At 37.8% G+C, this 24,895-nt stretch carries 22 protein-coding genes and 1 riboswitch; of the genes, 9 read left to right on the top strand and 13 right to left on the bottom strand.

Translation table 11 applies throughout. The features are described 5' to 3' along the window. Nucleotides 1–2 precede the first annotated feature (2 nt). Together ACTRWE_RS14495 and ACTRWE_RS14490 are read right to left on the bottom strand one after the other, a co-directional pair. On the bottom strand, nt 3–401 hold the full coding sequence (locus ACTRWE_RS14495; protein WP_138560753.1) for a hypothetical protein: 399 nt from the start codon (nt 399–401) through the stop codon (nt 3–5). Between the two features lie 67 nt (nt 402–468). Beyond that, the gene (locus ACTRWE_RS14490; RefSeq protein ID WP_138764179.1) at nt 469–888 is read right to left on the bottom strand and encodes a DUF3429 domain-containing protein; all 420 of its coding nucleotides are present in this window, start codon (nt 886–888) and stop codon (nt 469–471) included. A 297-nt stretch (nt 889–1,185) separates the two neighbouring features. On the opposite strand from ACTRWE_RS14490, the gene ahpC reads away from it, so the two are divergent. Together ahpC and ahpF are read left to right on the top strand one after the other, a co-directional pair. After that, the gene (gene ahpC / locus ACTRWE_RS14485; protein WP_008115650.1) at nt 1,186–1,755 is read left to right on the top strand and encodes an alkyl hydroperoxide reductase subunit C; all 570 of its coding nucleotides are present in this window, start codon (nt 1,186–1,188) and stop codon (nt 1,753–1,755) included. Nucleotides 1,756–1,921: 166 nt separating this feature from the next. Continuing rightward, nucleotides 1,922–3,499 carry an alkyl hydroperoxide reductase subunit F gene (ahpF, locus tag ACTRWE_RS14480; protein WP_138764180.1) on the top strand — a complete coding sequence of 526 codons (1,578 nt, stop codon included), beginning with the start codon at nt 1,922–1,924 and terminating at the stop codon, nt 3,497–3,499. Between the two features lie 95 nt (nt 3,500–3,594). On the opposite strand, the gene ACTRWE_RS14475 is transcribed toward ahpF, so the two are convergent. The 4 genes from ACTRWE_RS14475 to ACTRWE_RS14460 all read right to left on the bottom strand — a co-directional run bounded on the left by ACTRWE_RS14475 (nt 3,595) and on the right by ACTRWE_RS14460 (nt 8,099). Then, nucleotides 3,595–3,786 (bottom strand): DUF3185 family protein, encoded by a 192-nt coding sequence (locus tag ACTRWE_RS14475; protein ID WP_013463077.1) that lies wholly within the window; start codon nt 3,784–3,786, stop codon nt 3,595–3,597. Nucleotides 3,787–3,834: 48 nt separating this feature from the next. Next, on the bottom strand, nt 3,835–5,859 hold the full coding sequence (locus tag ACTRWE_RS14470) for a hybrid sensor histidine kinase/response regulator (protein WP_462880203.1): 2,025 nt from the start codon (nt 5,857–5,859) through the stop codon (nt 3,835–3,837). 336 nt (nt 5,860–6,195) lie between these two features. Next, nucleotides 6,196–7,059, bottom strand: coding sequence for a patatin-like phospholipase family protein (locus ACTRWE_RS14465; protein WP_462880202.1), 864 nt, complete (start codon nt 7,057–7,059; stop codon nt 6,196–6,198). 65 nt (nt 7,060–7,124) lie between these two features. Continuing rightward, nucleotides 7,125–8,099, bottom strand: coding sequence for a GlxA family transcriptional regulator (locus ACTRWE_RS14460; protein WP_462880201.1), 975 nt, complete (start codon nt 8,097–8,099; stop codon nt 7,125–7,127). A 151-nt stretch (nt 8,100–8,250) separates the two neighbouring features. Here ACTRWE_RS14460 and ACTRWE_RS14455 point away from each other — a divergent pair, with 151 nt between their 5' ends. Continuing rightward, a complete protein-coding gene (locus tag ACTRWE_RS14455) occupies nt 8,251–8,838 on the top strand; it encodes a cysteine hydrolase family protein (RefSeq protein ID WP_462880200.1) in 588 nt (195 codons plus the stop codon). A gap of 120 nt (nt 8,839–8,958) precedes the next feature. Here the strand turns inward: ACTRWE_RS14455 and ACTRWE_RS14450 are convergent, their stop codons facing one another. Then, nucleotides 8,959–9,927 carry a sensor domain-containing diguanylate cyclase gene (locus ACTRWE_RS14450; RefSeq protein WP_462880211.1) on the bottom strand — a complete coding sequence of 323 codons (969 nt, stop codon included), beginning with the start codon at nt 9,925–9,927 and terminating at the stop codon, nt 8,959–8,961. 41 nt (nt 9,928–9,968) lie between these two features. Further along, the gene (locus ACTRWE_RS14445; RefSeq protein ID WP_462880199.1) at nt 9,969–10,382 is read right to left on the bottom strand and encodes a hypothetical protein; all 414 of its coding nucleotides are present in this window, start codon (nt 10,380–10,382) and stop codon (nt 9,969–9,971) included. 223 nt (nt 10,383–10,605) lie between these two features. Here ACTRWE_RS14445 and ACTRWE_RS14440 point away from each other — a divergent pair, with 223 nt between their 5' ends. Further along, on the top strand, nt 10,606–11,499 hold the full coding sequence (locus ACTRWE_RS14440) for a cation diffusion facilitator family transporter (protein ID WP_013463085.1): 894 nt from the start codon (nt 10,606–10,608) through the stop codon (nt 11,497–11,499). A gap of 42 nt (nt 11,500–11,541) precedes the next feature. On the opposite strand, the gene ACTRWE_RS14435 is transcribed toward ACTRWE_RS14440, so the two are convergent. Continuing rightward, a complete protein-coding gene (locus tag ACTRWE_RS14435; protein ID WP_462880198.1) occupies nt 11,542–16,041 on the bottom strand; it encodes an EAL domain-containing protein in 4,500 nt (1,499 codons plus the stop codon). Nucleotides 16,042–16,200: 159 nt separating this feature from the next. Here ACTRWE_RS14435 and ACTRWE_RS14430 point away from each other — a divergent pair, with 159 nt between their 5' ends. The 3 genes from ACTRWE_RS14430 (at nt 16,201) to ACTRWE_RS14420 (ending at nt 18,860) form a co-directional block, all read left to right on the top strand. Further along, nucleotides 16,201–16,755: an isochorismatase family protein gene (locus tag ACTRWE_RS14430; protein WP_096039049.1), complete on the top strand. Its 555-nt coding sequence runs from the start codon at nt 16,201–16,203 to the stop codon at nt 16,753–16,755. Nucleotides 16,756–16,885: 130 nt separating this feature from the next. Beyond that, on the top strand, nt 16,886–18,352 hold the full coding sequence (locus ACTRWE_RS14425; protein ID WP_024601071.1) for a methyl-accepting chemotaxis protein: 1,467 nt from the start codon (nt 16,886–16,888) through the stop codon (nt 18,350–18,352). After that, complete coding sequence (locus tag ACTRWE_RS14420; RefSeq protein WP_013463088.1) at nt 18,336–18,860, top strand: DUF6436 domain-containing protein; 525 nt, start codon at nt 18,336–18,338, stop codon at nt 18,858–18,860. Before ACTRWE_RS14425 ends, ACTRWE_RS14420 begins: the two co-directional genes overlap by 17 nt. A 106-nt stretch (nt 18,861–18,966) precedes the next feature. Here the strand turns inward: ACTRWE_RS14420 and ACTRWE_RS14415 are convergent, their stop codons facing one another. After that, on the bottom strand, nt 18,967–19,524 hold the full coding sequence (locus ACTRWE_RS14415; RefSeq protein ID WP_096039050.1) for a TMEM165/GDT1 family protein: 558 nt from the start codon (nt 19,522–19,524) through the stop codon (nt 18,967–18,969). 83 nt (nt 19,525–19,607) lie between these two features. After that, nucleotides 19,608–19,710, bottom strand: a riboswitch (yybP-ykoY riboswitch). Between the two features lie 178 nt (nt 19,711–19,888). Between ACTRWE_RS14415 and ACTRWE_RS14410 the strand changes: the two genes are divergently transcribed. Then, nucleotides 19,889–20,200 carry a hypothetical protein gene (locus ACTRWE_RS14410; RefSeq protein WP_013463090.1) on the top strand — a complete coding sequence of 104 codons (312 nt, stop codon included), beginning with the start codon at nt 19,889–19,891 and terminating at the stop codon, nt 20,198–20,200. A 95-nt stretch (nt 20,201–20,295) separates the two neighbouring features. On the opposite strand, the gene ACTRWE_RS14405 is transcribed toward ACTRWE_RS14410, so the two are convergent. Beyond that, nucleotides 20,296–21,921, bottom strand: coding sequence for a methyl-accepting chemotaxis protein (locus ACTRWE_RS14405; protein WP_013463091.1), 1,626 nt, complete (start codon nt 21,919–21,921; stop codon nt 20,296–20,298). A gap of 1,166 nt (nt 21,922–23,087) precedes the next feature. Between ACTRWE_RS14405 and ACTRWE_RS14400 the strand changes: the two genes are divergently transcribed. Next, the gene (locus tag ACTRWE_RS14400; protein WP_013463092.1) at nt 23,088–23,660 is read left to right on the top strand and encodes a YolA family protein; all 573 of its coding nucleotides are present in this window, start codon (nt 23,088–23,090) and stop codon (nt 23,658–23,660) included. A gap of 43 nt (nt 23,661–23,703) precedes the next feature. Here ACTRWE_RS14400 and ACTRWE_RS14395 read toward each other — a convergent pair whose 3' ends face one another. Both ACTRWE_RS14395 and ACTRWE_RS14390 read right to left on the bottom strand, forming a co-directional pair. Next, entirely contained in the window at nt 23,704–24,141 is a 438-nt protein-coding gene (locus ACTRWE_RS14395; RefSeq protein ID WP_013463093.1) for a hypothetical protein, read from the bottom strand. A 240-nt stretch (nt 24,142–24,381) separates the two neighbouring features. Then, nucleotides 24,382–24,895 (bottom strand): hypothetical protein (locus ACTRWE_RS14390; protein WP_218030371.1); only part of this gene is annotated, 514 nt, incomplete at its 5' end.

Below are 24,895 nucleotides of genomic sequence, written 5' to 3'. Positions count from 1 at the left end.
AATTATATGTTTTTATTAGTAACAGGCGATGTGTCAGAATGCGGTGTACTAATCAGCTGTTGATGTAACCTATACATAGCTAAACGCGTTTTTAACCCTTCAATGGCAACTTGTTTAAGAATTAAGTTAAAGGTAATCAAAATAGCAAACACAATATGAATAGGGCCATGAGTAAAACCGGCTTGAGGGTCGTAAATGGCTAAGCCAAATAAAACAAACAACACCACCATAAATATTTCAATGAGCTGATTTGAATAAAAAGAAAGGCGCCCCTCACTTTTATGATCTTTTTTTATGCTAATAGCACAAAAAAACGGGATCACTTTAATTTTAAAAGCCGCGTTTTTTTCTACAAAATTCTCACCAAGGTCAGTAAGCTGTTGGCGTAATTGGTCTATCATGGTGTGTCCTCTCAATACAGTGCGCGGATGTTACCCTATTACAGACCAATGGTTAAGCCATGGCGTGTTATTTAGGGTAAATACTCATACCAATAATTAAGATATGACACACAAATACCACTGATGTGAGCACAAAACGCATTTTTTGATAATCTTTATGATGACCCTGCCACTGTATTGTGGCCTTTTCAAAAATCAGTACTAACCAAAAACTCGCGCCTAACCACGCAAGCATCCACTCAATCGGTAAGAATGATAAAAACGGAATAGGAATGACCGGTAGCACTGCTTTAATCGCATCGGCAAAGCTTTGTTGGCCTGCATGCCATAAATTACCCGCCATAAACGCTAAAATAGCAATGCTGTAAAAACTAAAAAACTCTAAATTTACACTGTTACTGCCAACCATGAGTGGCCAGCCCACACAGCCTAAAAATGGCAATAAGCCCAAATAGCCAAGTTGAATGTGATTGACGAATTTTTCCATAAATGAAATGCCTTTGAAGGTTGTGTAATGTAAACCACGTTATTGTAGCAAGGATGTGCAGTGTAATCTTATTAAAATCTATATAGCGCAACTGACTATGAGTGGTAGTTGAGTTATAACTGCTTTAACGCTTAAAAGTAAGCAGTAGATCACTCCTTGGATTTTCAATCTTAAAAATCGATTGTTTCAATCTAAACAATCAATTTTATTTAATTTCTCAATGGCCTTATTGTATTAATCAAGCCAACGCACAAGGCGTTAACTTTTTAAATACACTAAACATAAATGAGGAATACTATGAGCACTTCATTGATTAACACAAAATTACAACCTTTCAATGCAACAGCTTACCACAATGGTGACTTTGTAGAACTCACTGAAAAAGACGTATTAGGTAAGTGGTCTATCTTTTTCTTTTACCCTGCAGATTTCACATTTGTATGCCCAACTGAATTAGGTGACCTTGCAGATCATTACGCACAGTTACAAGAAATGGGCGTTGAAGTTTATTCAGTATCAACTGATACACACTTTACGCACAAAGCATGGCATGACACGTCAGACACCATCGGTAAAATTACTTACCCAATGATTGGTGACCCAACAGGACGCATTACACGTAACTTTGGTGTCATGATTGAAGATGATGGTTTAGCACTTCGCGGTACATTTGTAATGAACCCTGAAGGCGAAATTAAAGTTGTTGAAACACATGATTTAGGCATTGGTCGTAGTGCTAAAGAGTTAGTTCGTAAAGTACAAGCAGCGCAATACATTGCAACACATGATGGCGAAGTTTGTCCTGCATCTTGGCAGCCAGGTGAAGACACATTAGCACCTTCACTAGACCTAGTTGGTAAGATTTAAACCTTACCACTAACTAAAAATTTAGAGTAGAACATGACTCTAATACCAGTGAGCCTGTATAGGTTCACTGGGCACTTTCCCACGCCATCACACGTTTCTAAAATTTCGCACATGCACTGATGGCATGGGAACCTTGCTGTTTTAATTTTCCTTAAGGGGCTAAGCCATGTTAGATAACAACATAAAGAACCAACTAAAAAGCCATTTTGAATCGCTGACTCAGCCTGTTGAGCTGCTTATCGCCTTGGACGACAGCAAAAAATCAACAGAAGTAGAAAGTCTTGCAAACGATTTAGCGTCACTAAGCGATAAGTTTAGTGTAATAAATAATCCCGATACTAGCGCCCGCAGGCCTTCTATGGTGGTGCATTCACCAGAAAAAAACACCCATATTACCTTTGCAGGTGTACCTATGGGGCACGAATTTACTAGTTTAGTTTTAGCGCTATTACATACGGGTGGTCACCCTAGTAAAGCAAGTAAAGATGACATTGAACAAATACAAACACTTGAGCAAACACTCAATTTTGAAGTGTATATTAGCTTGAGTTGCCAAACCTGCCCGCAAGTTGTGCAGGCACTTAATACTATGGCAGCAACAAATAGTAATATTAAAGCCACCATGATTGATGGGGCATTATTTCAAGAGGAAGTTGAGCAAAGAAACATACTGGCTGTACCTGCTGTTTATTTAAATGGTGAACCTTTTAGCCAAGGGGCCATGAGCCTCACTGATATTTTAAATAAAGTGGATAGCAAAGGTGCACAGCGCCAAGCAGCATCACTCAATGAAAAGTCGGTGTTTGATGTACTTGTCGTTGGTGGTGGGCCAGCTGGTGCTTCGGCAGCTATTTATTCTGCACGTAAAGGGCTAAATACGGGGGTGGTTGCCGAACGATTTGGTGGCCAGGTAGCTGACACATTAGCGATTGAAAATTTTATTTCAATTAAAGCAACGCAAGGGCCAAAAATGGTGGCTCAGTTGGAAGAACACGTTAAAGAATACGATGTTGATGTTATGCACAACCAACGCGCGGCAAACCTGCAAAAAGGCAGTAATGGGTATGATATTACTTTAGAAAATGGCGCTGTATTAAAAGCAAAATCACTCGTACTAGCAACCGGTGCACGCTGGCGCGAAATGAATGTACCCGGTGAGCAACAGTATAAAGGCCATGGCGTTGCATACTGCCCGCACTGTGATGGGCCTCTATTTAAAGGTAAACCGGTTGCGGTTATTGGTGGTGGTAATTCAGGTATTGAGGCGGCAATTGATTTAGCCAATATAGTTGAACACGTTACTGTGCTTGAATTTGCTGATACGTTACGCGCCGATGAGGTACTTATTCGTAAAGCTAATAGCTTAAAAAACATCACTATTATTAAAAACGCCCAAACCACGGAAGTACTTGGTGATGGCAAAAAAGTAACGGGGTTAAGTTATACCGACCGCCTTAGCGGCGAGAGTAAACAGTTGAACTTAGCCGGTATATTTGTACAAATTGGTTTAATACCTAATACCGAATGGTTGAAAGACAGCGACCTTGAACTGAGCCAATTTGGTGAAATACTCATTGATGCCAAAGGCGCAACATCGTTACAAGGCGTTTATGCTGCAGGTGATGCAACCACTACGCCATTTAAGCAAATTATTATTGCGATGGGGGCGGGCGCAACAGCAAGCCTAGGTGCGTTTGACTATTTAATTCGTCAAACGCCCGATGCAGAGCAAAGCGCTGCTTAATAGTGTTTTAGCTTAAAGTCTCTTGATATAACAGCTCTCACCCATAGCTGTTTGTTCACCCAAGCCGCCCTCTCCAAAGGCGGCTTTTTTGAGCGCTATTTAAGTCGGGTAATACCCACTAAAATACAGACTGCGCCACCAATAAAGCCAAGCCAGGCTTCCATAGGTGTTTCGCCGTTTAATGCGCGGGTAACCTGAGAGGCTGCTGAGTCATAAACGTCATAGCCCCATATTGCCAGTGCGATACCAATAACAATAAGTACAATACCAATAATTTTATTTGTCATAATGATCCTTTGTTTTCTAGTGCAAGTTAATCTGAGCGACACTCGTTATTATAATGTGGCTACGCTCAGCCTTTTTAATGTATTTGTAATTGCTTCTTCTATTGCTGGAAGCTTAAATGGTTTGGCTATAAACATATCCATGCCCGCTTGTTTACAGCTTAGTTTATCTTGGGAAGAAGCATTAGCCGTCAGAGCGACGATATATGTGCTTTTGGGGCTACAAATGTTATTAGATCTTAATTGTTTGGTAGCCTCAAAACCATCAAGTATTGGCATAATACAATCCATAAAAATAAGATCGTAATGCTTTTGTTTGCACTTTAAAATTGCGTCTTGGCCGTCTATGGCAAAGTCTGATTTTATATTAAACTTATCCAGCGCAGCTTCTAATACAAGGCGGTTTATTTCGTTATCATCAACCACCAGTACTGATAATTTGGCACCATGATTATTAATCAATTTAAGACTCGGTGTCTGTATTTGTTGTTTGCCAAGTTCAATCGGGATAGTTAAGGTAAAACACGTACCCACATTAACCTCACTCGTTACTTCAATTTTGCCATTCATAAAACCAACGAGTTCTTTAACAATTGCTAAACCTAATCCGGTGCCGCCTTTATTGTTGTTAGCATCAACCTCTTGGGTAAAAGGCTTAAATAATGAGTTTAAATACGCTTTACTCATGCCGCGACCCGTGTCGGTTATTTTAATGGTAAGTAAAGAGTGTTTTGTGTCTAATGCTAATTGCGAATAGAGAGAAACAGATCCATGCTCTGTAAATTTTAACGCGTTACTTAGTAAATTAGAGACAATTTGGCTTAATCGAGAGGTGTCGCAGTATACCCAAACATCATTAGGAATGAGATTAGTGGCTAGCAGTTCAATGTGTTTATTACTAAACAATACCGAATATAAAGAAACCAAATCGGTAAATACCGTTTTAAGTAGAGAGTGGTGAGGCTCCAGTTTTAACTCACCATGATTTATTTTTGAAAAATCGAGTACTTCATTAATAATACTTAATAAAATGTCAGCACTTCGAAGGGCGACTTTAATTTTTTCTGCCCGCTTGTCATAATCGTGTTCATCAATGAGAGTCGCTAACATTCCCGTAATACCATTAAGCGGGGTTCTAAGCTCATGACTAATTTTGGCAAACAGCATACTTCGGTCTTGGAGGAGTTGTTCTGCAAGTGCTTTTTTTTGTTTTAACTCTTCGCGTAACTTAACGGCTTCAGTTATATCTTGAAAAGTACCAAATAATCGCACACATTTGCCGTTGTTAAACTCGGCCTCTCCAAAAGTCGACACCCAAATATTTTGCTGCTTTGCGGTAACTATTTCCAGCTCTAAATGCCATTTTTCACCCTTAGATACCGCATTTTCTACCGCTTTATTAATGCTATCTCGACTTTTACCCGCTTTATAAAATTCAATGGCTGTTTCCATGTTTGGAGTATAGCCTTCTTCGGCTTGATGAATACGTCGAGTTTGCTGGCTCCAAAAAATGCTATTGTCTATTAGGTCGACTTCCCATGTGCCTATATTTGCAACGCTTTCAAGTTTCAATAAGGTGTCACTATTTTTAGTGAGATTAACTTTATCCTGATTGCGCGCAAATTCTGAGCCCAACCACTGAGCTAGTAATTCAATATAATCATAAGCTTCATCGCTAAAAGGGGGGCATTCTTGAGCTGATGAAAAGTTAACAGTTCCAAATACGTCAGTACCTATTCGTATAGGCGCTCCAATATACGCCTCCAATTGGAAATTAATATAGCAAGGATGATTTACAATACTACTTTGCGACGCATTATGAAATGCCAGTGCAGAGTTGGCCAACAAAGTATGTGTACAATAGGTGCCGTTTAACTCAAACTCAGTACCAATAGCAAGAGAATTGTCAGGGGTAATAGCATGTAAAACAGTGTAAGAATTATTTTTTACGCGGCTGATAATAGCCAAATCGAGCTGAAAAACATCGAGCCCAAAAGCAAGTAAGTCTGCAATTTTTTGATCAAAGCTAAGCTGTTGATCAGAGACTATATTATGAAAGCATCGAAGAAAATTCACAAAAAACCTTAATTTATTTAGTACGTACACAAAAACACAAGCAAGCACTATGCCTAAACATAATCTATTTTTTGACAATAAGCCATTAACACATAATTCCTTACTACATTAACTCGCGGGTTTAAAAATTAATAGCTTGAATTAGATGTAAATTCAGGTTGTATCACTATGTAGTTCTTCTGAGTCCACGCTGTTTATTAATAACCCTTCTTGTATTACCTGTGTATGCTCAAGCACGTTGAGTAACGTTCACCATAAACATATTTTATAATTTCAATAGCTTTGGGTGTATGAGTAAATGCAATTTTGACTTCGGGCAATCTGTTTGGAATGGTTTTATCGCTCATAACCATTGCTACCAAATCTAGGGTTATCCAAGTAACTTTTAGCTTCACTTATGTCCATTTGATAGCCTGAATTGAGTATAGCTCGATTTTTAGTGGTGCGGCCGACTTTAAACCCTGTTGGTGGTGCAATAATATTTATTTTGCAATCTGACGGAGCATTGTGCAAAAAATCAATACTGTCATTATAATTTTTAGAACGCTGTATGGCGGCCTCTGCAAGCGCTGGGCTCTGTTTATAGAGTTGTTTAGTTAACCACGGTACTTTGTTGTCTTTTTTACGATAGCCTAAAGGTTGGGAGAGGATAACTGTTATTTCTGATGCACCCATTTCATAGGCTTTTTTTACCGGAATAGAATCGGCAACGCCACCATCGGTCATTGCGATCCCGTTTATTGCTGGGTAATCCCGATAAGCGATTGGGATGGCGCAAGAGGCTTTTAATTGCTCAACCATTTCATTGCCCGTTGCTTGCAAATAGTGAGCTTTACCTGAATCTATTGCCGTTGCAACAATATAAAAATCGTAAGGAGATTGCGAGAATTCGTCGGTATTCAAGGGGATTTCACGAACTGTTTCTTGCCACAGCCAATCTAAATCAAATAGATGGCCGCCTTTGATAAAACGTGCGAGATTAATAAATTCTGGCCTGCAGGAGTAATCGGTGATCACTTTGTAGTTGCGTGTTGGCTGCTTACATAAATAGGCTGCCACATTTGTAGCACCAGCTGATACTCCAAAATACCGATTAAAGGGTTGATATCCTTGCTCTAAAAACTCATCAAGCACACCTGCAGCAAAAATACCGCGCATTGCACCACCTTCAACGACTAACGTATGATTATTGTTCGTCATGCTCATTTCCATCCTTTGATAATACCTCATGCTAACAAGTGATTTGCGTATGTGCGAGTAACTTTTTATTGCGGCTCGCTACTTTTAAATTGCTTTCTGTAAGCGGAAGGTGAAATAGAGAAAGCGGCTAAAAACTGTTGTCGAAAGCTAACACTCGATGAAAACCCAGATTGATTAGCAACTCTATCTATATTGTGGTTACTTGTTTCTAATAGCTGCTGCGCGATGGTTAGACGTTGACTCAGCAGCCATTGTGTAAATGTAGTGCCCATTGCTTTTTTAAAAAGTCGAGAAAAATTACGGCGACTCATACTTGCTTTACTGGCGAGTTCATCGATTGTTAAAGGTTTAGTTAAATTTTTTAGTGCCCAAGTGATAGCCGGCTCTAAACGGTTACTATCGATGTGTCGAGGAATGGGTTTTTCTATGTACTGTACTTGTCCTCCACTGCGGTGAGGCGCCACAACCATGCGTCTGGCCACGCTGTTGGCAATATCTGCTCCGTGATCACGACGTAATAAATGTAGGCAACAATCAATTGCGGCAGCGGCGCCTGCTGAGGTAAAAACATTCCCTTCGTCAATGTACAGTACATCGTTATCAAAGTTTACTTTTGGGTATTTTTTTGCGAAGTCGTTAGCCCATACCCAGTGGGTTGATGCTGTTTTGCCATCCAATATACCTGCTTCAGCAAGCACAAAAGCGCCTAAACATAAACCTACCATTCTTGCTCCACGAGCATGTGCACGGCTAAGTGCATTAAGTAAAGCTGTTGAGGCGGGTATATCAGGATCGCACCACGCGGGTACGATGACAGTATCAGCAGTTTCAAGTATTGACAGGTCTTGTTTTATTTCTATGGGAAAGCCAGAAAGTGTTGGCACCAGACCTACAGTTTCTGTACATACTGTAACTTTATATGGACGAGCGCCCACGCGGTCTAAGTCTTCACCAAAAATACTACACGGAATAGATAGGTGAAACAAACTGATATTGTTATAAGCAACAATCGCAACGGTATGTTCACAGAGTAATGTCATTTTGGCCTAATATCATCGACTACCGTCCTTTAGGACGCTATTTGCAACCGACTATAAAGTATAAGCTGTCACGGTGCAAACGCAGCAACACGGCTGTCACAGCCGTGATAGCTTATAAACTTAAATTTTACTCGGTATTAAAGGATAAATTATGACGACGACACTTCGTGAACTTAATGGGCTTGACTCAACACCCGCTTCACTTAAAAACGCCACACTTATATTTGTTGATTATCAAAATACTTATACACAAGATGTTATGGAGTTAGAAGGGTGGCAAGATGCTCTTAATAATGCGGCAATTTTACTGGCTGATGCACGTGCTGGTGGTTCTAAAATTATTCATATTATGCATGATGGTGGTGAAGGCTCGCCTTACGATATTAATGCCGAAATAGGCCAAATACACTCAAGTGTCGCGCCAATTGCGGATGAAAAAGTTATCGTTAAAACAGCTCCCGATAGTTTTGTAGGAACAGACTTAGGCGAACAAGTAGATGTAATTGGTAATAATAAATTGATCATTGTTGGGTTTATGACCCACATGTGTGTGACATTTACAGCGCAAGGTGCATTTTTAAGAGGTAACCACGCAACGGTAGTCGCTGACGCATGCGCTACAAGATCATTACAAACTTCAGTGAGTGATGTGTTGGCATCTGATCTACATAAAAGTGCCTTAGCAACCATTAATGACTTATATGGCGTGGTTATCCCAAGTGCTGATGACTTAAGCTAAGAAAGTGTTTTTAATTTATAAATTTAAATGGGCAATTTATTGTTCATTTAAATAGCACAAAGTGGTTATTAATATAATGATATGACTTTCATTGTGAAAAGAGTAATTTATGATTGTTTATTATTCAAAAATACATATTTGATTTCTGCCAGCTTTCTTTGCTTTATATAAAGCGATGTCAGCGCTTTTTATTAGGGTTTCTGTGTGTGTATCTGCATTTGGATAACTACAAAAGCAACCAAAGCTAAGTGTTATGTAAGGGGCAATAGGAGAGAACTCATGCGTAATATTAAGTGCTTTTATTTTTTGCTCAATTAACAAAGCAAATTTATGGCATTGCTCTATATTCGTAGCAGGTAAAATGATTGCGAATTCTTCACCGCCATAGCGAGCTGCTATGTCACCCTCACGTTTACATAAATTTTTTAATGCACGAGCAACGTGTTTTAACGTTTCATCGCCTTTGTGGTGGCCATAATTGTCGTTATAGGGCTTAAAAAAGTCGATATCACACATAATTAAACTAATTGGTTGGTGTTGTCTTGCAGAGCGTTTAATTTCGCTCTTTAGGGAAGTATCAAAAAATCGGCGGTTGGCAATATCAGTAAGTGCATCGGTGTTTGCTAACTTATTTAATTTTGTATTAGCGTTAATTAATTGTTTTTGGGCTAACTGCAGCTTTTTTTTATAGTTTATGTTTTTGAGTGCGTTATTAATAATTTCGCCTACGAGCTTGATTCTTATTAAATCTATTTTGCTCCAGTGGCGTTTTGTGTTAACACAGTCACAGCCAATAAAACCAACAAGCTCTTTGTCAAAACGTAGGCCTATGCACAAAACAGATTGAATATTTTGCTCTTTAAATTCAACTTTTTCAGCGTCGGCTTTTGCTGGTAATTGTTCAATATCATTCACTTGAAATAGATGACTCTCATTCATTATTTCAAAAAAGTAGGGTAGTTCAACTTTGGGTACATTTTGCAGTCTGTCTTTGCAAGCGATAATACCCGTATTGACCCATTCGTGAGTATTGGTGATAGTTTCGTTGTCGGTGTTGAATTCAAATAAATAACTGCGGTCTGCCTTCAGTACAGTGCCAATGGCTTTAAGGGCAAAGTTAATTTGCTGGTCTATATTGTCATTTTTATATCAATAAGTTTGGTAGAAATTTTAGAGATAATTTGATCAAAGTTATATTGTTCTGTAATTGTACGATCTTGCTCTAAAGTGATCATAGATACAGAGTCATTAACTATTGAATAATTAACATTTAAAAGCTGCGGCGAAAATTCACACTCTAATAAAACAGCTGTGATATTTGATGAAAATAATTGCTCAATGGTTATCACCGTATCATCATTAAAGTCGCGAAGAGTAATACTCTTAAAAACATCGTTACTAACAGCGTCATCACTATTTATATTAAGTAGTGTTTTAGCATGTTGGTTTAACGTGTAGTGATGCGTTTTATTATCATAAGCAATCACGGCTAAATTAATTAGATTAAAAATCTGCCAAATTGTATTGTTTGAGTCATAGCTCACTGGTTTCTCCGCATTAAAATATGAAAACTACCCATATTTATGAATTAATTATTATTTTTGTATCCGCTTAGTTATTTTTAGTACAGTTTTTTGTATTTTACTAAGTTTTTAGTGCGTTTATTTGGCCTACGTATTACAATTGTGACTGTATATCATTACGTATTTCCCAATTTGCTTTATTTCATAAGCTTACTTTATTTTTAGTGAAGGTCTATTATATTTCATGACAGAAATAACCACACATCACGCTTCTCGTCGCCGTTTGTTAATTGCACTTGCAATTACCTGCTCATTTATGGTGATTCAATTAGTGGGTGCGTATTACGCAAACTCACTTGCAGTACTTGCTGATGCAGGGCATTTGTTTGTTCATAATAGCTCTTTGTTCATTGCTCTCATTGCGTCTAGCTTTGCTATTCATTTAGCTAAAACCTATAACGATGGCCATCAAAAAGCAGAGCTAATAGGGGGGTTGATCAACGGCGTTTTATACCTAGCCATTAGTTCACTTATTTTATATGAGGGCACTGAGCGCTTTATGCATCATAAAGGGGGACATGAGCTGGTTATTAATAGTTACTTAATGTCGGTAATTGCTGCTATTGGTTTTTTATTTCATGGCGCAGCGGCATGGGTGCTTTATAAAGGCCGTAAGGCGAGCATTAATGTGTATGCCGTGTTTTTACACTCGTTTTTTGATTTAATATCAACGGTTTCTACTTTTGCTGCTGGTGTACTTATATACATAACAGGCTGGAATGTAATTGATATTTTATCGAGCATGTTAATTGCGTCTTTTGTCTTGTTTACCGGTATTAAGGTCATTATTAGCTGTCTCAAGGGGTTGCGTTCAAATAAAGCTAAGTTACCTAAAGTGGCCGATATTGAAACAGAAATAACCACCATGGAACATGTTGCAAATGTGCACAATGTCACTGTTGTTCGTAAAAACAAAAAGGTTATTGTTGGTGCTCATGTTGTGCTAAAACAACACTGTACTATAGAAAAACATGATGAAGAGTGCCGCTTAAAGGTAATTAAACTGCTTGCAGATAAATTTAATGTGCGCAACAGCGTATTACAAATAGAAAGCTACGAATGCAAGCACATACACTAATGCGTTAAACCTAAAAGCGACTTAACTAAGTCGCTTTTAGTTTCATATCAAATCAATAATTTTTTCGAAGCACTCCGGGCTCATTAAATCGTTAGCACTCATAGGGCGAGCAAGGTAGTAACCTTGTAGCTGATGACAGCCAATATTTTTTAAAAATTCTAGCTGCTCCCGCGTCTCTACCCCTTCTGCAATACAATATAACTCTAAGTTTTCAGCGAGTGAGTAAATCGTTTTAATAATAGATTCATCCCCTTTATCAATACCAATACTATTAACAAAGCTTTGATCTATTTTTATCACATTAATTGGAAATTGACTCAAATAAGTTAACGATGAATAGCCAGTGCCAAAATCATCAAGAAACAGTTTGAACCCAGCAGCCTGTAAGCTTTTTAGTTGCTTAGCTGCTTTGTATTTATCTTCTAATAGCGTGTTTTCTGTAATTTCTAAACGAAGTTGTTGTGGTTTTATCTGTGCTTTTTCTAGTATGGAGCTGAGCTGCTGCGTTATATTGGCCTTTAAAATATGTTTTGGAGACAAATTTAACGATATGTAAAACAACGGGTTAATGTTCAAAAGTGGAGCAAGCTCAGTAATTGCACGCTGTAATGCTTGCTCAGTTAGCATATCAATTAAGCCAGTCTCTTCAGCAATAGGTATAAATAAAGCGGGAGAAACCGGTTTGCCTTGGTTTTCCCAGCGCATGAGTAATTCAACCCCACTTATTGTTTTATCTAGTGTATTAACAATAGGTTGATAGTGATTAAAAAACAGATTGTCCCTAGCAGCATCTTTTAAGTCGTTTTCAAGAATAAGCTTTTGTTTAATTTGCTCATTCATTTTTTCATTAAAAAACTGAAATCCATTTCTGCCTGCTTGTTTAGCATGCATCATGGCAATATCTGCGTTACGTATGAGGGCATCGGTCGATGTTGCATCGTATGGGTACAATGCAATACCAATACTGGCTGATATATTAATAGCGAAGTCTTCAATAATAACCTTGTTAGCCAGCTCTTTGCTCATTTCATTGAGGGTGTGTTGTAAAGAAGCCATTGAGGTAACGTTTTCAACTAACACTAAAAATTCATCACCACTTTGGCGGCCAAATGTAGCGTCATCACCTAAGTATTGGCTCACTCGCTCGGTAATATTGCACAATAGTTTGTCACCCACTGCATGGCCAAAAGAGTCATTGACGGGTTTAAATTTATCTAAATCTATAAATATAACAGCGCATTGCGAATCGTCTTTAGCGGCGCTTGTAATGGCATTTTCGATTTTTTGATTCATTAAACTACGATTAGGTAAGCCCGTTAACGCATCGTAATTAGCAAGGTAGCGTAACTCATTTTCAGCGCGTTTCTGCTCTGTTAAATCGGTAATAACAATAACATAATAACTGACTTTATCTTTTTCATTAGCAACGGCTGTGGCACTTAAATGAATAGGGTGTTTTTCAGCTTTTGTGGTCTTTACATAAGTATTTGTTCGCCAGTTTTCTTTTGGTTTAAGTGCTTTTAAAATTGTTGCAAACTCTCTACACTTAGCTTGTCCAATGGCATTAATAAATAATTTTGAGGTAACACCCCCCTCTCTGCCTTCATCAGAAAACACATCCATAAAGCTGTTATTGGCTGAAAATGGCACGAGGTCTTCATCTAAAATAAGTAAAAAGTCATTTATTTGACTAAATGCTTCGCCTAATATTTTGGCTTGTTGTTCGTTTGCCAGCTGCTCGGTAATATTAGTAAAAATACCCGACACATAAAGAGGCTCTTTAGTGTCTTCATTATAAATAGTTTGCCCCAAATCATGAAACCATAACCAGTGCCCATCTTTGTGCCGTAAACGATAAGTAGCTTGCCAATGTTTTTGCTTAGTTTGGTTTGTAAAAGTATTCCATTTACTTTGTAGCCTGCGACGCTCATCAGGATGCATAATATTAAAAAAACTACTTATATCGATGCGTTCAGGTAAGTTCTCGTAGCCAAGCTCTGCGCCTCTATCTGTATTTACTGAGTTATCTGCAAAGCTATAGTTCCATACACCGCTTTTATTACTTTTTAGTGCCAGCTCAGTTTGTGTTTTAGAGTGCACAGCGGCGCGGTGAGCTTGTTCAATTGCAATTTTACGGCTTCGGTATTGCCAGAAAAATAAAAACAAAATAACAACAATAGCAATAAAATATAAAGTATATGCAATAGGAGACTGCCAAGGGGCGTAAGCTACACTAAATTTTAACTGTATGGGGTCACTTGTGATCACTCCATTTCGCTGTTGAGTAGACACAGACAAAATATAATCACCAGGTTGTAATTTAGTAAAAAACACCTGGTTAGATTTTAAGTCGTTGTAGCTCAAAGACGAAGGGCCTGTAAGCTCAACTTTGTAGTAGGTTTTATTAATATTTTTATAATCAAAATTTGAAAACCGAACCGTTAAGCCCATATCGTCGTGCTTAAGCATTAATGGATCAGTGCTGTATTTTGAAGGGGAGTAATTAAGGGCTTGTGAAAACAAACTAATATTAGTAATTGCTAAGTTATTATTGATTTTTCGCTGTTCATTATCAAATTGCTCTGGGTCAAACATTAGCACGCCGCTACGGTTACCAAACGCTAACTCGTTGTTGTGTAACCTTAATGCTGCTAGTGCTGTAAAGTGATTGTTACTTAAGCCATCTTTTATTGTGTACGTGGTGATGTTAAGCGTATCTAAATTAAGTTGATAAAGACCGTTATCAGTACTTATCCATAAATAGTCTTTATTATCTGCAATAAGTTTAAAAATAGAGTTAGTATTTAATGAGTTGTGTTTATCAAATACATGCACTTGCTGATATGTTTTAGCGTTTACTGCAATTAAGCCTTCTTGGGTGGTGGCTAACCACAGCAGCCCTCGCTTAGCATCGTAATAATAATTCTCTACTGTATGGTAAAGATTGTTTTTTGCTGTTTTAGATTTAAAAATAGTAATTAAAGTCGCTGTTTCTTCGTTGTATCGATAAAGTGTGTCAGAGGTACTTAACAGTAATTCGCCAGGGAAAGCCTCAGAGGGAGTATGAAACGTATATGCAAGCATAGGCGATACCTGCTCTTTTAGTCCATTAATAACTCGGTTTTCGCCTGTGTTACCATTAAATATATAAAAGTTATCATTGTTAATATAAGCAAAAGTATCGGGTGCAACTTGTGCAATGCCGAACGTATAGTCGGTATTTAACTTGTACTGAGTAATGTATTTGTTTTTTTCAAATGTTGTTGTTTCTTTATTAAAGAGATCGAGCCCGGAAAAAGTTGCTAGCCATAGGTAGTTATCGCCTTTGCCATATGCAGGGAAAATATCACCTATAGCCGATAGGCCATAGACCGCTTTGCTATCTTTAGATTGTAGATATAAGTCACTCTTTTGGGTTTCTAAGTTATACTGAACAAGCCCATCGTCAGTGCCTATCCACAGTAATTTACTATTATCTTGGTAAATAGTGTTTACAATATTATTTTCAGGTAAGGTTATTTTTTTAAACTTTTTTGTTTGTGCTGCCCAAGTAAATATTCCATGTGTTCTAGAACCTAACCAAAGTAAGCCCGACTCATCAAACATAATATCGTTTATCGTGTTCTCTGTTACGTTGTAGTTACTATCTTTGAAGTTTAAAATAGGGCTAATGCTTGTGTTTTTTCTATCGAATTCAAATAACCCACTTTCTGTGGCAATAAACTCACCATACGGTGTGTTTATATAATCCCAAATATTATAGTCACTTATCAAAGTTGTTAATGCTGAAGGGTTTATATTTTTAATTTCATCAAAAGCAATCCGATACATTCCTTCAACCGTACCAATTAACAAACCGAGCTCATCATCTATGGATAAAAATTTAACATTGTTGCTATCATTTGTAACTTCTTGAATGTCGTTAAGTGTTATTTGTTGTAGGTCGTTATTGGCAAAGTTATAAACATATAGCCCCTGATCGGCACCAATATACAATGTGTTTTGGTATAATGATAATGCTCTAATAAACATATTTTCATCGGGCAAAGATGAGATGAGTGTTAGATCTTTTGATGTTTTACCATATCGGTAGATGTGCGAATCAATAGAAAAATAAAAATGCGCCGGTTGTTCAGCAACAGCTTGAACAGGAGAGAACTTTTCTTGATTTTGGTTTAAGTGCCCTGAATATATTAGCTCTGCTTGCAAGGTATTAGGGTTAATCAAATAACTTCCAGCAAGTTGAGTATTAACCAGAATTTGGCCGTCAATTGCTTTATAAATACTATTAATGTAGTTATTTTTTAAACCCAATTCGCTCTCGTAAGGCGTGACTTGGTATCCGTCGAATCGGTATAAACCTTCAGTTGTAGCAATCCATACATAGCCCATGTCATCTTGGAGTGATTTCACTATAAAGCTTTGCGACAATTGTTCGTTGTTAGTGACACGTTGTAATTGTTCTGAATAAGTTTGTGAAGCAAAACTATGCTGCGAGCAAACAAATATAAACATATAAACAATAAAGAAAAACTTACTCAAAAGCACTTACCCTTACAACGAACAAGGTTGATATTAAATGTTGGCGTAATATAACATGAGTTTAATCCAAAAATTACAAAAAGCATTAAATGTAAACTGTTTGTTGTTTTTTTTGTTGTTTTTTACAAGGTTAATCTAGTTATAACGTAAGGACATAGTATGAATTACGCAGGAAATATTAGAGCAGAGCACAGTATACTTTTAGTTATCGACTTACAAAGTAAGTTAGCACCAGCGATTGCTTCGTTTAATGGCACGCTAGATTGTGCTCTGCAGTTAGCAAAAGCAAGTGCTATTCATCAAATTCCTTCAATAATTACAGAACATTATAAAAAAGGACTAGGTGAAAGTGATAAGAAAATAAAATCTGTGTTACCTAATGCTCGCTATTTTGAAAAAATTAACTTTAGTGCCTGTGCACAAGAGGGGTTTTTAGATACTCTTGCGCAATTAAATCGCCCACATATAGTTGTAATTGGCACTGAAGCGCACGTTTGTGTGTTACAAACATGCTTAGATTTATTACAGCAGGGGTATGCGGTCACTGTGGCAGCTGATGCAGTAGCATCAAGAAACACAGAGCACAAAGCTATTGCACTAGAACAGCTTCGTCAAGCCGGTGCTATAGTCTCTTGTGTAGAGACCATCATATTTCAATGGACAACAAAAGCAGGGACGTCTACCTTTAAACAAATACTACCAATTGTTAAGTAGCGCATTAAAAACGGTTTTAAATCAAATAACTTGTACTTTGTTTGATTTGAAATAATAAATAGCTAGCTGTTTTGAGTTTAAATATCAGCTGAACGTGTTTAAATTAGAACACAATTAATTTAAGGTTTTTATGTCTAGTGTAAGTCGGTTATTCACAATTATTTTTAGTCTTTTGTTTATTGAGTCTATAGGTATTGGTCTTTATTTTGGCACCCTGACAGAAGCATTTCTTGTCGGCTTACCGTTATGTTTGCTCCCCATTTGGCTTTTAAAAACCCAACCCGATAGCAAAATGACACCGCATGTTGTTGCGGCTGCAATTATGATGTTTTCATTTTTACATATTCAACAAGCCTATGGCCTTATCGAAGTGCATTTCGAAATATTCATTTTCTTAGCCATGCTAATAATGTTCATAGAGTGGCGAGTGTTTATTACCGCTATTGTGTTTGTAGCTATACACCATTTATCTTTTTACTATTTGCAAACACAAAATACTGGTTTTTACGTATTTGATCCAGACCGACTCGCCTTTTCAACAGTGCTTATTCACGCAGCGTATGCCATTGTGGAAGCGCTTGTAGCTGGTTTTATTGCCGTAACATTAAATCGCGAACGCCGTGCGGGTCTATCGTTAAGTTATGCCACAGAGCAAATAATGCAAGATCCAAATCAAGTTAAGCTTTCTATGCGAGCAGATGACACAACAAGCAAAGCGGTAGTTGGTTTTAATACTTTGCTTGAGTACTTATCAGATGTGATTAAGCAAGTTCAAGTTCAGTCTGACTCTTTAAAAAATAACTCTAAAGAGCTTATTCATGTTCATGATGAGTTAGCCAATAGCGCGCAGCAACGAAACGCGCAAACAGATGATATTGCTAATTCAGGCGCACAAGTTGCGCATGGTTTTAAGTTAGTTGAACAAGAAAGTGATACTTTAAAACAACAAGTTAATAGCATTACTGAATCAGCCAATGTTGCGCTGGAAGAAGTATTACAAACCGACAGAAAAAGCACCGAGCTACTCACCTTGTTAACAAACACTGAAGAGCAGTTAAGCCATTTAGTGGCCGCTGGGGATGTTATTACTAGTTTACTCAATGAAATTTCAGGCATAGCCGACCAAACTAATTTATTAGCCCTTAATGCTGCAATAGAGGCCGCACGAGCGGGTGAGCATGGCCGAGGGTTTGCTGTTGTTGCCGATGAAGTACGCTCGCTTGCAAATAGCAGCCAAGCAACAACAACCAAAATAGCGTCTACGCTTACAGATCTGGTAAATAATAGTCGCACGTCAACTCAGTCGATGAATCAATGTGTGGAATTTGTGGTTGATTTAACAAAAATAAGCGCAACGATGAAAGAGAATATTTCGTCAATGAGTGATCAAATTCAAGCGGTATCTGCCAGCACTAACTCAGTAGCTCAAGTGGTTGCCGAACAGGCTGGAAATACAGAGCAAATAGCAATGAGTACAGATCAAATGCGCCAAAATCAGTATCAAGAGACTAAAATAGTTGAGCAGTTAACGGCTAAAGTGCAGCTGATAGACGTAAGTATTGATGTATTAGAGCAAAGTATTGCAAAATTTAAGTAAGTCTCGTTATTTCACCATTAGCTTAATTTGTATATGGCTTGCTTTTGTTGTGTCGGCACTTGTTTACTTTCAGCTAGGGCAGCTAAAGCCCTTTGATGAGGGTAATATGCTTAAACAACAAAACTGGTTTTCGCAATTTAAAAACCAAGTACTGTGGCAAAACAAAGACAGTGCTCAACTTGTGATTATTACGCAAGAAAATTGCGGCTGTACAATTCAAGCACAGCCTCATTTATCAGCCCTGCAACGCTTTGCTACAAACCAAGGCGTTGAAGTGCAAAATTTTGTATTAAATAATGAGTTAAAGTCAGTGATCCCTGCCACACCTGCCGCCGTTTTAATTGATAAAAATGGTGAGTTTGTTTATGCAGGGCCTTTATCTGAAGGGCTGGCATGCTCTCAAGGTAGTGGCTTTGTGGAAACCGTTATTAGTAATTTACAGGCCGGATTTAACTCATCATTATTAATAGCGGATACAAAAGGCTGCTATTGTGTAAATAACGCCTAAATCATATACCCTTATATAAAAAGCGCTTACAACTAACTTGTATAAAAGTAGGCAAGCGCTTTTTATTGTTTAACGATTAAAGAGTGATTTAAACGTTATTTAATCATTATATAGTCACTAAACCATAAATACCCAACAGTACAAAAACACTGGCTGCTATCGCTCTTACGGTATTTAATGGAATTCTTTTTAGTAACGCCTTACCGGCATAAATAACAGGGACATTGGCAATTAACATGCCTACTGTAGTACCCAGCGTAACCCAAAGTACTGATTGATATTGTGCACCGAGCAACACGGTTGCAATTTGTGTTTTGTCCCCAATTTCAGCAATAAAAAATAAGATTAAGGCCACTAAAAATGCACCATAGCGGTCGTATTTATGGCTCACTTCTTCATCTTTATCTGGAATAAGTAACCACAGCCCTACCACAATAAAGCTTATATTGACTATCCAAGGTAAGTATTCGACGGCAAAGTTCCCGCTTAGCCAATCACCAAACCATGCAGATAAACCATGATTAATAATAGTAGCAACGAGAATGCCTAAAATAAGTGCAATTTTATTTTGAAAGCGAGCAGCTAATAGTAAAGATAAAAGCTGGGTTTTATCGCCTATTTCAGCAAGGGCAACAGTGACGGTAGAGGTTAAAAAAATATCCATTAATATAATCTTCAGGCGGGAATACTAAACCAAGGCAAACAGCTATCTCCCGCCATGAGGATAGTGTCTACCTAGGTCTCGCCGATAACGCTTGCTACAACATTACAAACTTACCATGCACATGAGGTGCAATTATGTTGATAAGTTTACTCATTACTGAGCGGGCTACTCCCCTAAGAGGGCAGCAATTATTCCACAAAGTTTAAAGCAGGTAAATATATGCGGGTAACTTTTAAATTTAAAAGGTGGCTTTGTGGCGTTAGTGCACAAATAAACTTGCTTTTGGCTATCAAGTTAGCTGTAATAATAAACAGAAGGAAGTTGAACAATTTGAAATTATATGCACGTGTAAAGGAATTTAAATATGCAATCAACAGTCGTTAAATCAACAATGGCAACCATTCAAAATGGAGTTATGAAAGCGGACGGAAAGTTTTGGATTACGCAAACTGACTTAAATTTTGAACCTTTTAATGAAAAATTAGGGTTAGAACCATATACAATTGCCCGTGATACAATTTTAAAAGTGGTTGAATGTAAAGGCAAAGGCGCAGGCCTTGTTCCAATAACAGCTGATGCGATAGAGGTTTTCACGCAAGATGGCAGCTCGTATCAGTTTATACTCTCAAACCCCAGTGATTGGATAAATATATTGTCAAATCAAACTAGTGCTTAAAGTAACAAGAATGCCATCAATTAATAATTTTAAATGATGGCAAATAAGGCTTTCATTTAAGGTATAACTCCTAACATGCGGCAAAATGAAAGTACCTAAACTTTAAATACATTAACTTGCCCTTGTAGCATTGCCGCAAGCTGTGCAAGTTCTTGCGATGCCTGTGCATTTTGCTGTGAGCTTTCGCTAACCGACGTGATACTCGCGCTAAACTCATTAATATTACTGCTTAGCTCATTTGCGACCATTTTTTGCTCCTGTGTTGCGGTTGATATTTGAGTATTCATATCTGCAATTTCAGTAACTTCACGGTTAATTTCGCTGAGCACCTGCGAAGAATAATTAGCATGGTCAACACTCTCTTTAGCGCTGCTTTCTGCGTTACCCATGGCATTAACAGCTTGCTGAGCCATGCCTTGTAGTTTAGTGATCATTTCATTAATACTAGCGGTTGCCTTTTGAGTATTGTGGGCAAGTTGCCTTACCTCATCGGCTACAACGGCAAAACCACGACCAGAATCGCCAGCTCTTGCTGCTTCAATAGCTGCATTTAAAGCTAACAAGTTAGTTTGCTCAGCAACGCTTTGAATCATCATAACAACTTGGTTTATATCATTGGTTTGTGTGTTTAGATCTGTGATGAGCTGCGTATTTGTATTAACTAAAGCTGAGAGCGTATTTATTGACTCTATATTATCAGCAACAGCTTGTTGCCCTTGGCCTGCCTTAATGTCGGCACTTGTTGCCTTGTCGGAGGTTGTTTGCGCGTTTTGAGCAACTTGTTCTATTGCACTGCTCATTTGAGTAATTGCAGTTGCAATCATAGCCGATTGTTGCTCTTGCTGCGTTGCTGTACTGGCAACCTGAATACTAATAGAGTTCATTTCTTCAGCTGCAGAGGCAAGTGTCAGTGTTGCGCCTGCCATATCTTTTACTAAACCTTGGATCCGAAGTAGCATATCATTAAAGTTAGATGCGGTATCTGCAATCTCATCTTTGCCCTGAACCTCAGCACGAGCTGTTAAATCAGCATTGGTCGCAATGTGCGTTATGGTATCGCGTAATGACATTAATGGATTTTGTATCGAAGAATAAATAAAGTAAGCAACAATCAGTAACAGTAAAATCAATATCGCGATTGTCACACTCATTATCAATTTTATAAATTGATAATTCTCATCAGCTTTAACTTTAAAATCACTTGCTTCTTTAAGCTGTAAATCAATTAAAGCTTGGTAGCTGGCACTCAGCGGATCAAATAATTGGTAAAGCTCATAAACAAATTGCTTTTGTGGGATTAATAAAAACTCACCACTATTAATGCTTAAAATTAAATTATTTAAGTGCGTAAGCACGGGCTGTAGTTTGCTTTCAACGTTATCTACTAAGCGCTTTTCTTCAGCTGTTAGCTGTGTGCTCAGGTAGGCTTTCCATTCATTATCAGCCGTATTTCTAGCATCATTAATATTCGCTAAAAGCGCTGATTTGGTAATAGACTCAGCACGATACTTGTGAAGTAAGTCAACAATATTTACAGCGTAATTATCTGACACATGTTTAATTTGCTTAAGTGGTACGACACGGTCGTCGTATAAACTATCAATCCCTGCTACTAACCTTCCCATTGTGTTTATTGAAAAAAACGATGTAATTAAAAAAATCATAATTGGTAGCAATGCAAGCACGGCTAAACGGGTACGCACAGAATAATTGTTTAACATAGTTATCCAAAATTACAGCAATAATAAAAAAGTATAATATGGATAAAAAATTTTACTGAATTTTTATATGAAAATTATTCAGGGTTTATATTTCTTGCGCTTTAAGTTAATAACTCAAGTCTCATTTCAAAAAGCTTTTACTCGCATAATCCAATCAATCTTTATTATTGTTACTGCAGATAGGGGGTAGGTAATCTTGTCATTGTTTGCAACACGCCAAGCAAATTATGTGTGATTGAACTGCGCTTAGAGCGAGAAACAGACGGTCAGGTAAACTCGTTTTTGGACAGAAACGTGTCAGGGACTTTTCTAAATTAGCAACGCACAGATAGCAATACGTACGGCTGTGTTTATCAGACCTGTTTATTCAATAACTTTATCGAGTCCGTTCAAAAGTACCGTTCACATCACGCGTGTAACTTTCCCGTGTGCAATTCGTTATTAGCGCTTACATGGCAAGGCCTCTAGGTTAATACGACAGTGTAACCTAGAGTGCCGCCGCACCTGTTTTTAATGTGAAATGGTAGATACACCGGCAATTATTTTAATAAATACTCACCTTTTGCTTATTCGTAAAAGTGCTATGCGTTAAATTATGATTAAGCGGAACTAAGGCGACAGGTTAATTTTTTCAGCGCCGCAGATAGTTAAAAAATTTTGTTAGTATCAAAGAAACATAAAAAATGAAGGTAACCAGGCACGAGGCCTGGTTGAAAATCAACGATAGTAAAATGGCATGGATGCCACGTTCTAACCGCCAATCTTTTACGGCAATTTAAGATTACACTGCGGTTGGGGCACTATCAATATTAATGAGCACGCGAATGAAAATAGATATTCATTATAAAGTGAAAGTAGAAGGAAGGTTTTCTATTAATTTAATTTCCCTAATTTCTGTAGCCCAATTGGTTATAAGTTTAATAGGTTAATTGTTAGGTAGGGGGTATTGCAGGTCAAAGTGTGATACCCCATTATTTTAGCCGCTAAAATTAAAGTTTCACCGGTGAAACTCAGTTGTTGGATGAAGGTCTTGTGTTTGATTTTCTGCTATCAGTTAACAAATATAAAAATTAATTATTTATCATTATGTTTTCATTTTTTGACAATGCTAAAGGCGTGAACTATGAATACCTTTCAATTGATATTAAAAGGGAAATTCAAGGACTATGAAAATAAATTTAATTAATTGCCTGCTATCTGTAGTCATAGCAACTGGTGTAAGTAATATGAGTTATGCTGAGGAAGTTCCGCGCAGTCAACAAGTAATTACCTCCCTTCCTGTACTCACTAGTCAGAATGCTCCAGCTCCTGCCGAAATCAAAAACATCCGCATGGAGTCTGAATTAATGGCTCGAGCATCAGCTCCGCCGCTATCTTCAATGTGGGTATATGCTGTTGGTTCAACTGATTGTGGGTGGGAGTCCACTGTTGGTATGACAACAACTGCATGTGATCATGGGGGAGAGCAGCTGCGTACTGCTGTTTTAGAAATTGGTTATGGTTATAATCATATTGCTTGGATGAACGGTGGGTTACTTCCGAGTTCCACAATGTACTCAAGTACGCCTGTTTGTGTGACTGGTAGTAATTACACATGGCCTTGTACCGCTGGGCAAACTGTCGTGGGTTTCCTCAATGAATACAATGTCGATGGTCATCAAAACGGATTATTCAAATACCAAAATACTTCGACTAATTCGCCATGGAATACTATGTCAGTCCAGATCAGTATTCTTTGATTTATTAATGATGTAGGCCAGACATTCTGGCCTTTTTATATTTCTAAATACGAATGTTAACACCAGTACTTTTGTCTTGCATGATAGACATAGCTGATTCTAACATCTTCAAAGTAGTCTCGTCATTGCGTGACAGTGCGCCTTGGATGCCATCACGCGTTTTTTGAATGAAGTTATATCGTGTTTCATCACTGTGTGCACCTGCCAGTTCGCCTCCATTTACGGGTATTTTCATAGTCATAGCCATGAAAGGCCTGCCGTCATCGAGAGACATTTCTCCATTGCGGATTTGAGTGTTGGCCCAGTCCCGCATTTCTTGCCGGGTCATACTAGTGAAATCCGCCTGTTTTGTGCTGCTGTCAGTCTTATCATTGTCTGTTTGTGCTGCTGTTAATGCAGCCGAAAATGACGTTGAGGCCTCTGTTGAAGGCTTGGTACGCTGGTTCCCATTAAAATAATGTACGTTTGCATCAACTCGCATAGGTTCTTTTCCTTAGTATGATCGTATGAGTGATATTAACTGCAAAACCTGCGCCATAATTATACACTTATAGTCTTTTGAAAACGCCTTTAAAAAGTTTATTTAAATTAAGTTGTTGAAGGTAATTCATCGTAAAGTGAAAAGCTTAATACAGAGGTGTTGGACGGCAAAGGCTTTCCGGTAACTGGAATATTTACTAATAGGCTTGGCTCATAGGCCTTAAATTATTCAGGATAAAGCCTAATAAAAGAAGGTTTTGAAATAAGCAATATTAAAGTGAAATATTGGGATCGAGATTGATACAAAGATGAGGGATATAGAAATCAATATCCATTTCAATTTTTTGATTTCTTTTAAGTGATTTGCATTTTTAAGCGATTCATTTAGCCGCTGAATATTTAGTTCAACTTCGTGTACAGTCTCCTGAGAGACGAGCGCTAAATCTTTAATACTATCAACAGAGCTTTTTAAGTTTTTCTCTGTTGCTAGTATATGAGTATCAACGCTCTTAATTTCCAGTGATTTCTTCACATATTCAGATAAAGAAATACCTTCCTTTTGCGCCTCACTACTTAAAGACTCTTTTAATTTATCGTCAATTCGGATGCTTAGAATAGCCATTCTAAAATACCTCTGATGTATACGGGTGTAAACAAAGCGTATACGCCTATTTTTAAAGGCGCAACAGGTTATTTTAGATGAAAACTGTGTATGACAAAATGAGATAATAGGCACGCTGTCGAATGTATACAAA

It is taken from the genome of Pseudoalteromonas sp. G5_S1_54_S4 (assembly GCF_054968565.1).
The sequence above is the reverse complement of the archived record's forward strand: the minus strand, read 5'-3'. Positions and strand labels throughout refer to the sequence as shown.

Coding starts and splice junctions, on each gene's coding strand:
- ahpC (WP_008115650.1), top strand. CDS start 1,186: ATGAGCACTTCATTGATTAACACAAAATTACAACCTTTCAATGCAACA.
- ACTRWE_RS14425 (WP_024601071.1), top strand. CDS start 16,886: ATGTCTAGTGTAAGTCGGTTATTCACAATTATTTTTAGTCTTTTGTTT.
- ACTRWE_RS14490 (WP_138764179.1), bottom strand. CDS start 888: ATGGAAAAATTCGTCAATCACATTCAACTTGGCTATTTGGGCTTATTG.
- ACTRWE_RS14430 (WP_096039049.1), top strand. CDS start 16,201: ATGAATTACGCAGGAAATATTAGAGCAGAGCACAGTATACTTTTAGTT.
- ACTRWE_RS14455 (WP_462880200.1), top strand. CDS start 8,251: ATGACGACGACACTTCGTGAACTTAATGGGCTTGACTCAACACCCGCT.
- ahpF (WP_138764180.1), top strand. CDS start 1,922: ATGTTAGATAACAACATAAAGAACCAACTAAAAAGCCATTTTGAATCG.
- ACTRWE_RS14495 (WP_138560753.1), bottom strand. CDS start 401: ATGATAGACCAATTACGCCAACAGCTTACTGACCTTGGTGAGAATTTT.
- ACTRWE_RS14475 (WP_013463077.1), bottom strand. CDS start 3,786: ATGACAAATAAAATTATTGGTATTGTACTTATTGTTATTGGTATCGCA.
- ACTRWE_RS14460 (WP_462880201.1), bottom strand. CDS start 8,099: ATGACATTACTCTGTGAACATACCGTTGCGATTGTTGCTTATAACAAT.
- ACTRWE_RS14400 (WP_013463092.1), top strand. CDS start 23,088: ATGAAAATAAATTTAATTAATTGCCTGCTATCTGTAGTCATAGCAACT.
- ACTRWE_RS14405 (WP_013463091.1), bottom strand. CDS start 21,921: ATGTTAAACAATTATTCTGTGCGTACCCGTTTAGCCGTGCTTGCATTG.
- ACTRWE_RS14465 (WP_462880202.1), bottom strand. CDS start 7,059: ATGACGAACAATAATCATACGTTAGTCGTTGAAGGTGGTGCAATGCGC.
- ACTRWE_RS14440 (WP_013463085.1), top strand. CDS start 10,606: ATGACAGAAATAACCACACATCACGCTTCTCGTCGCCGTTTGTTAATT.
- ACTRWE_RS14415 (WP_096039050.1), bottom strand. CDS start 19,524: ATGGATATTTTTTTAACCTCTACCGTCACTGTTGCCCTTGCTGAAATA.
- ACTRWE_RS14395 (WP_013463093.1), bottom strand. CDS start 24,141: ATGCGAGTTGATGCAAACGTACATTATTTTAATGGGAACCAGCGTACC.
- ACTRWE_RS14410 (WP_013463090.1), top strand. CDS start 19,889: ATGCAATCAACAGTCGTTAAATCAACAATGGCAACCATTCAAAATGGA.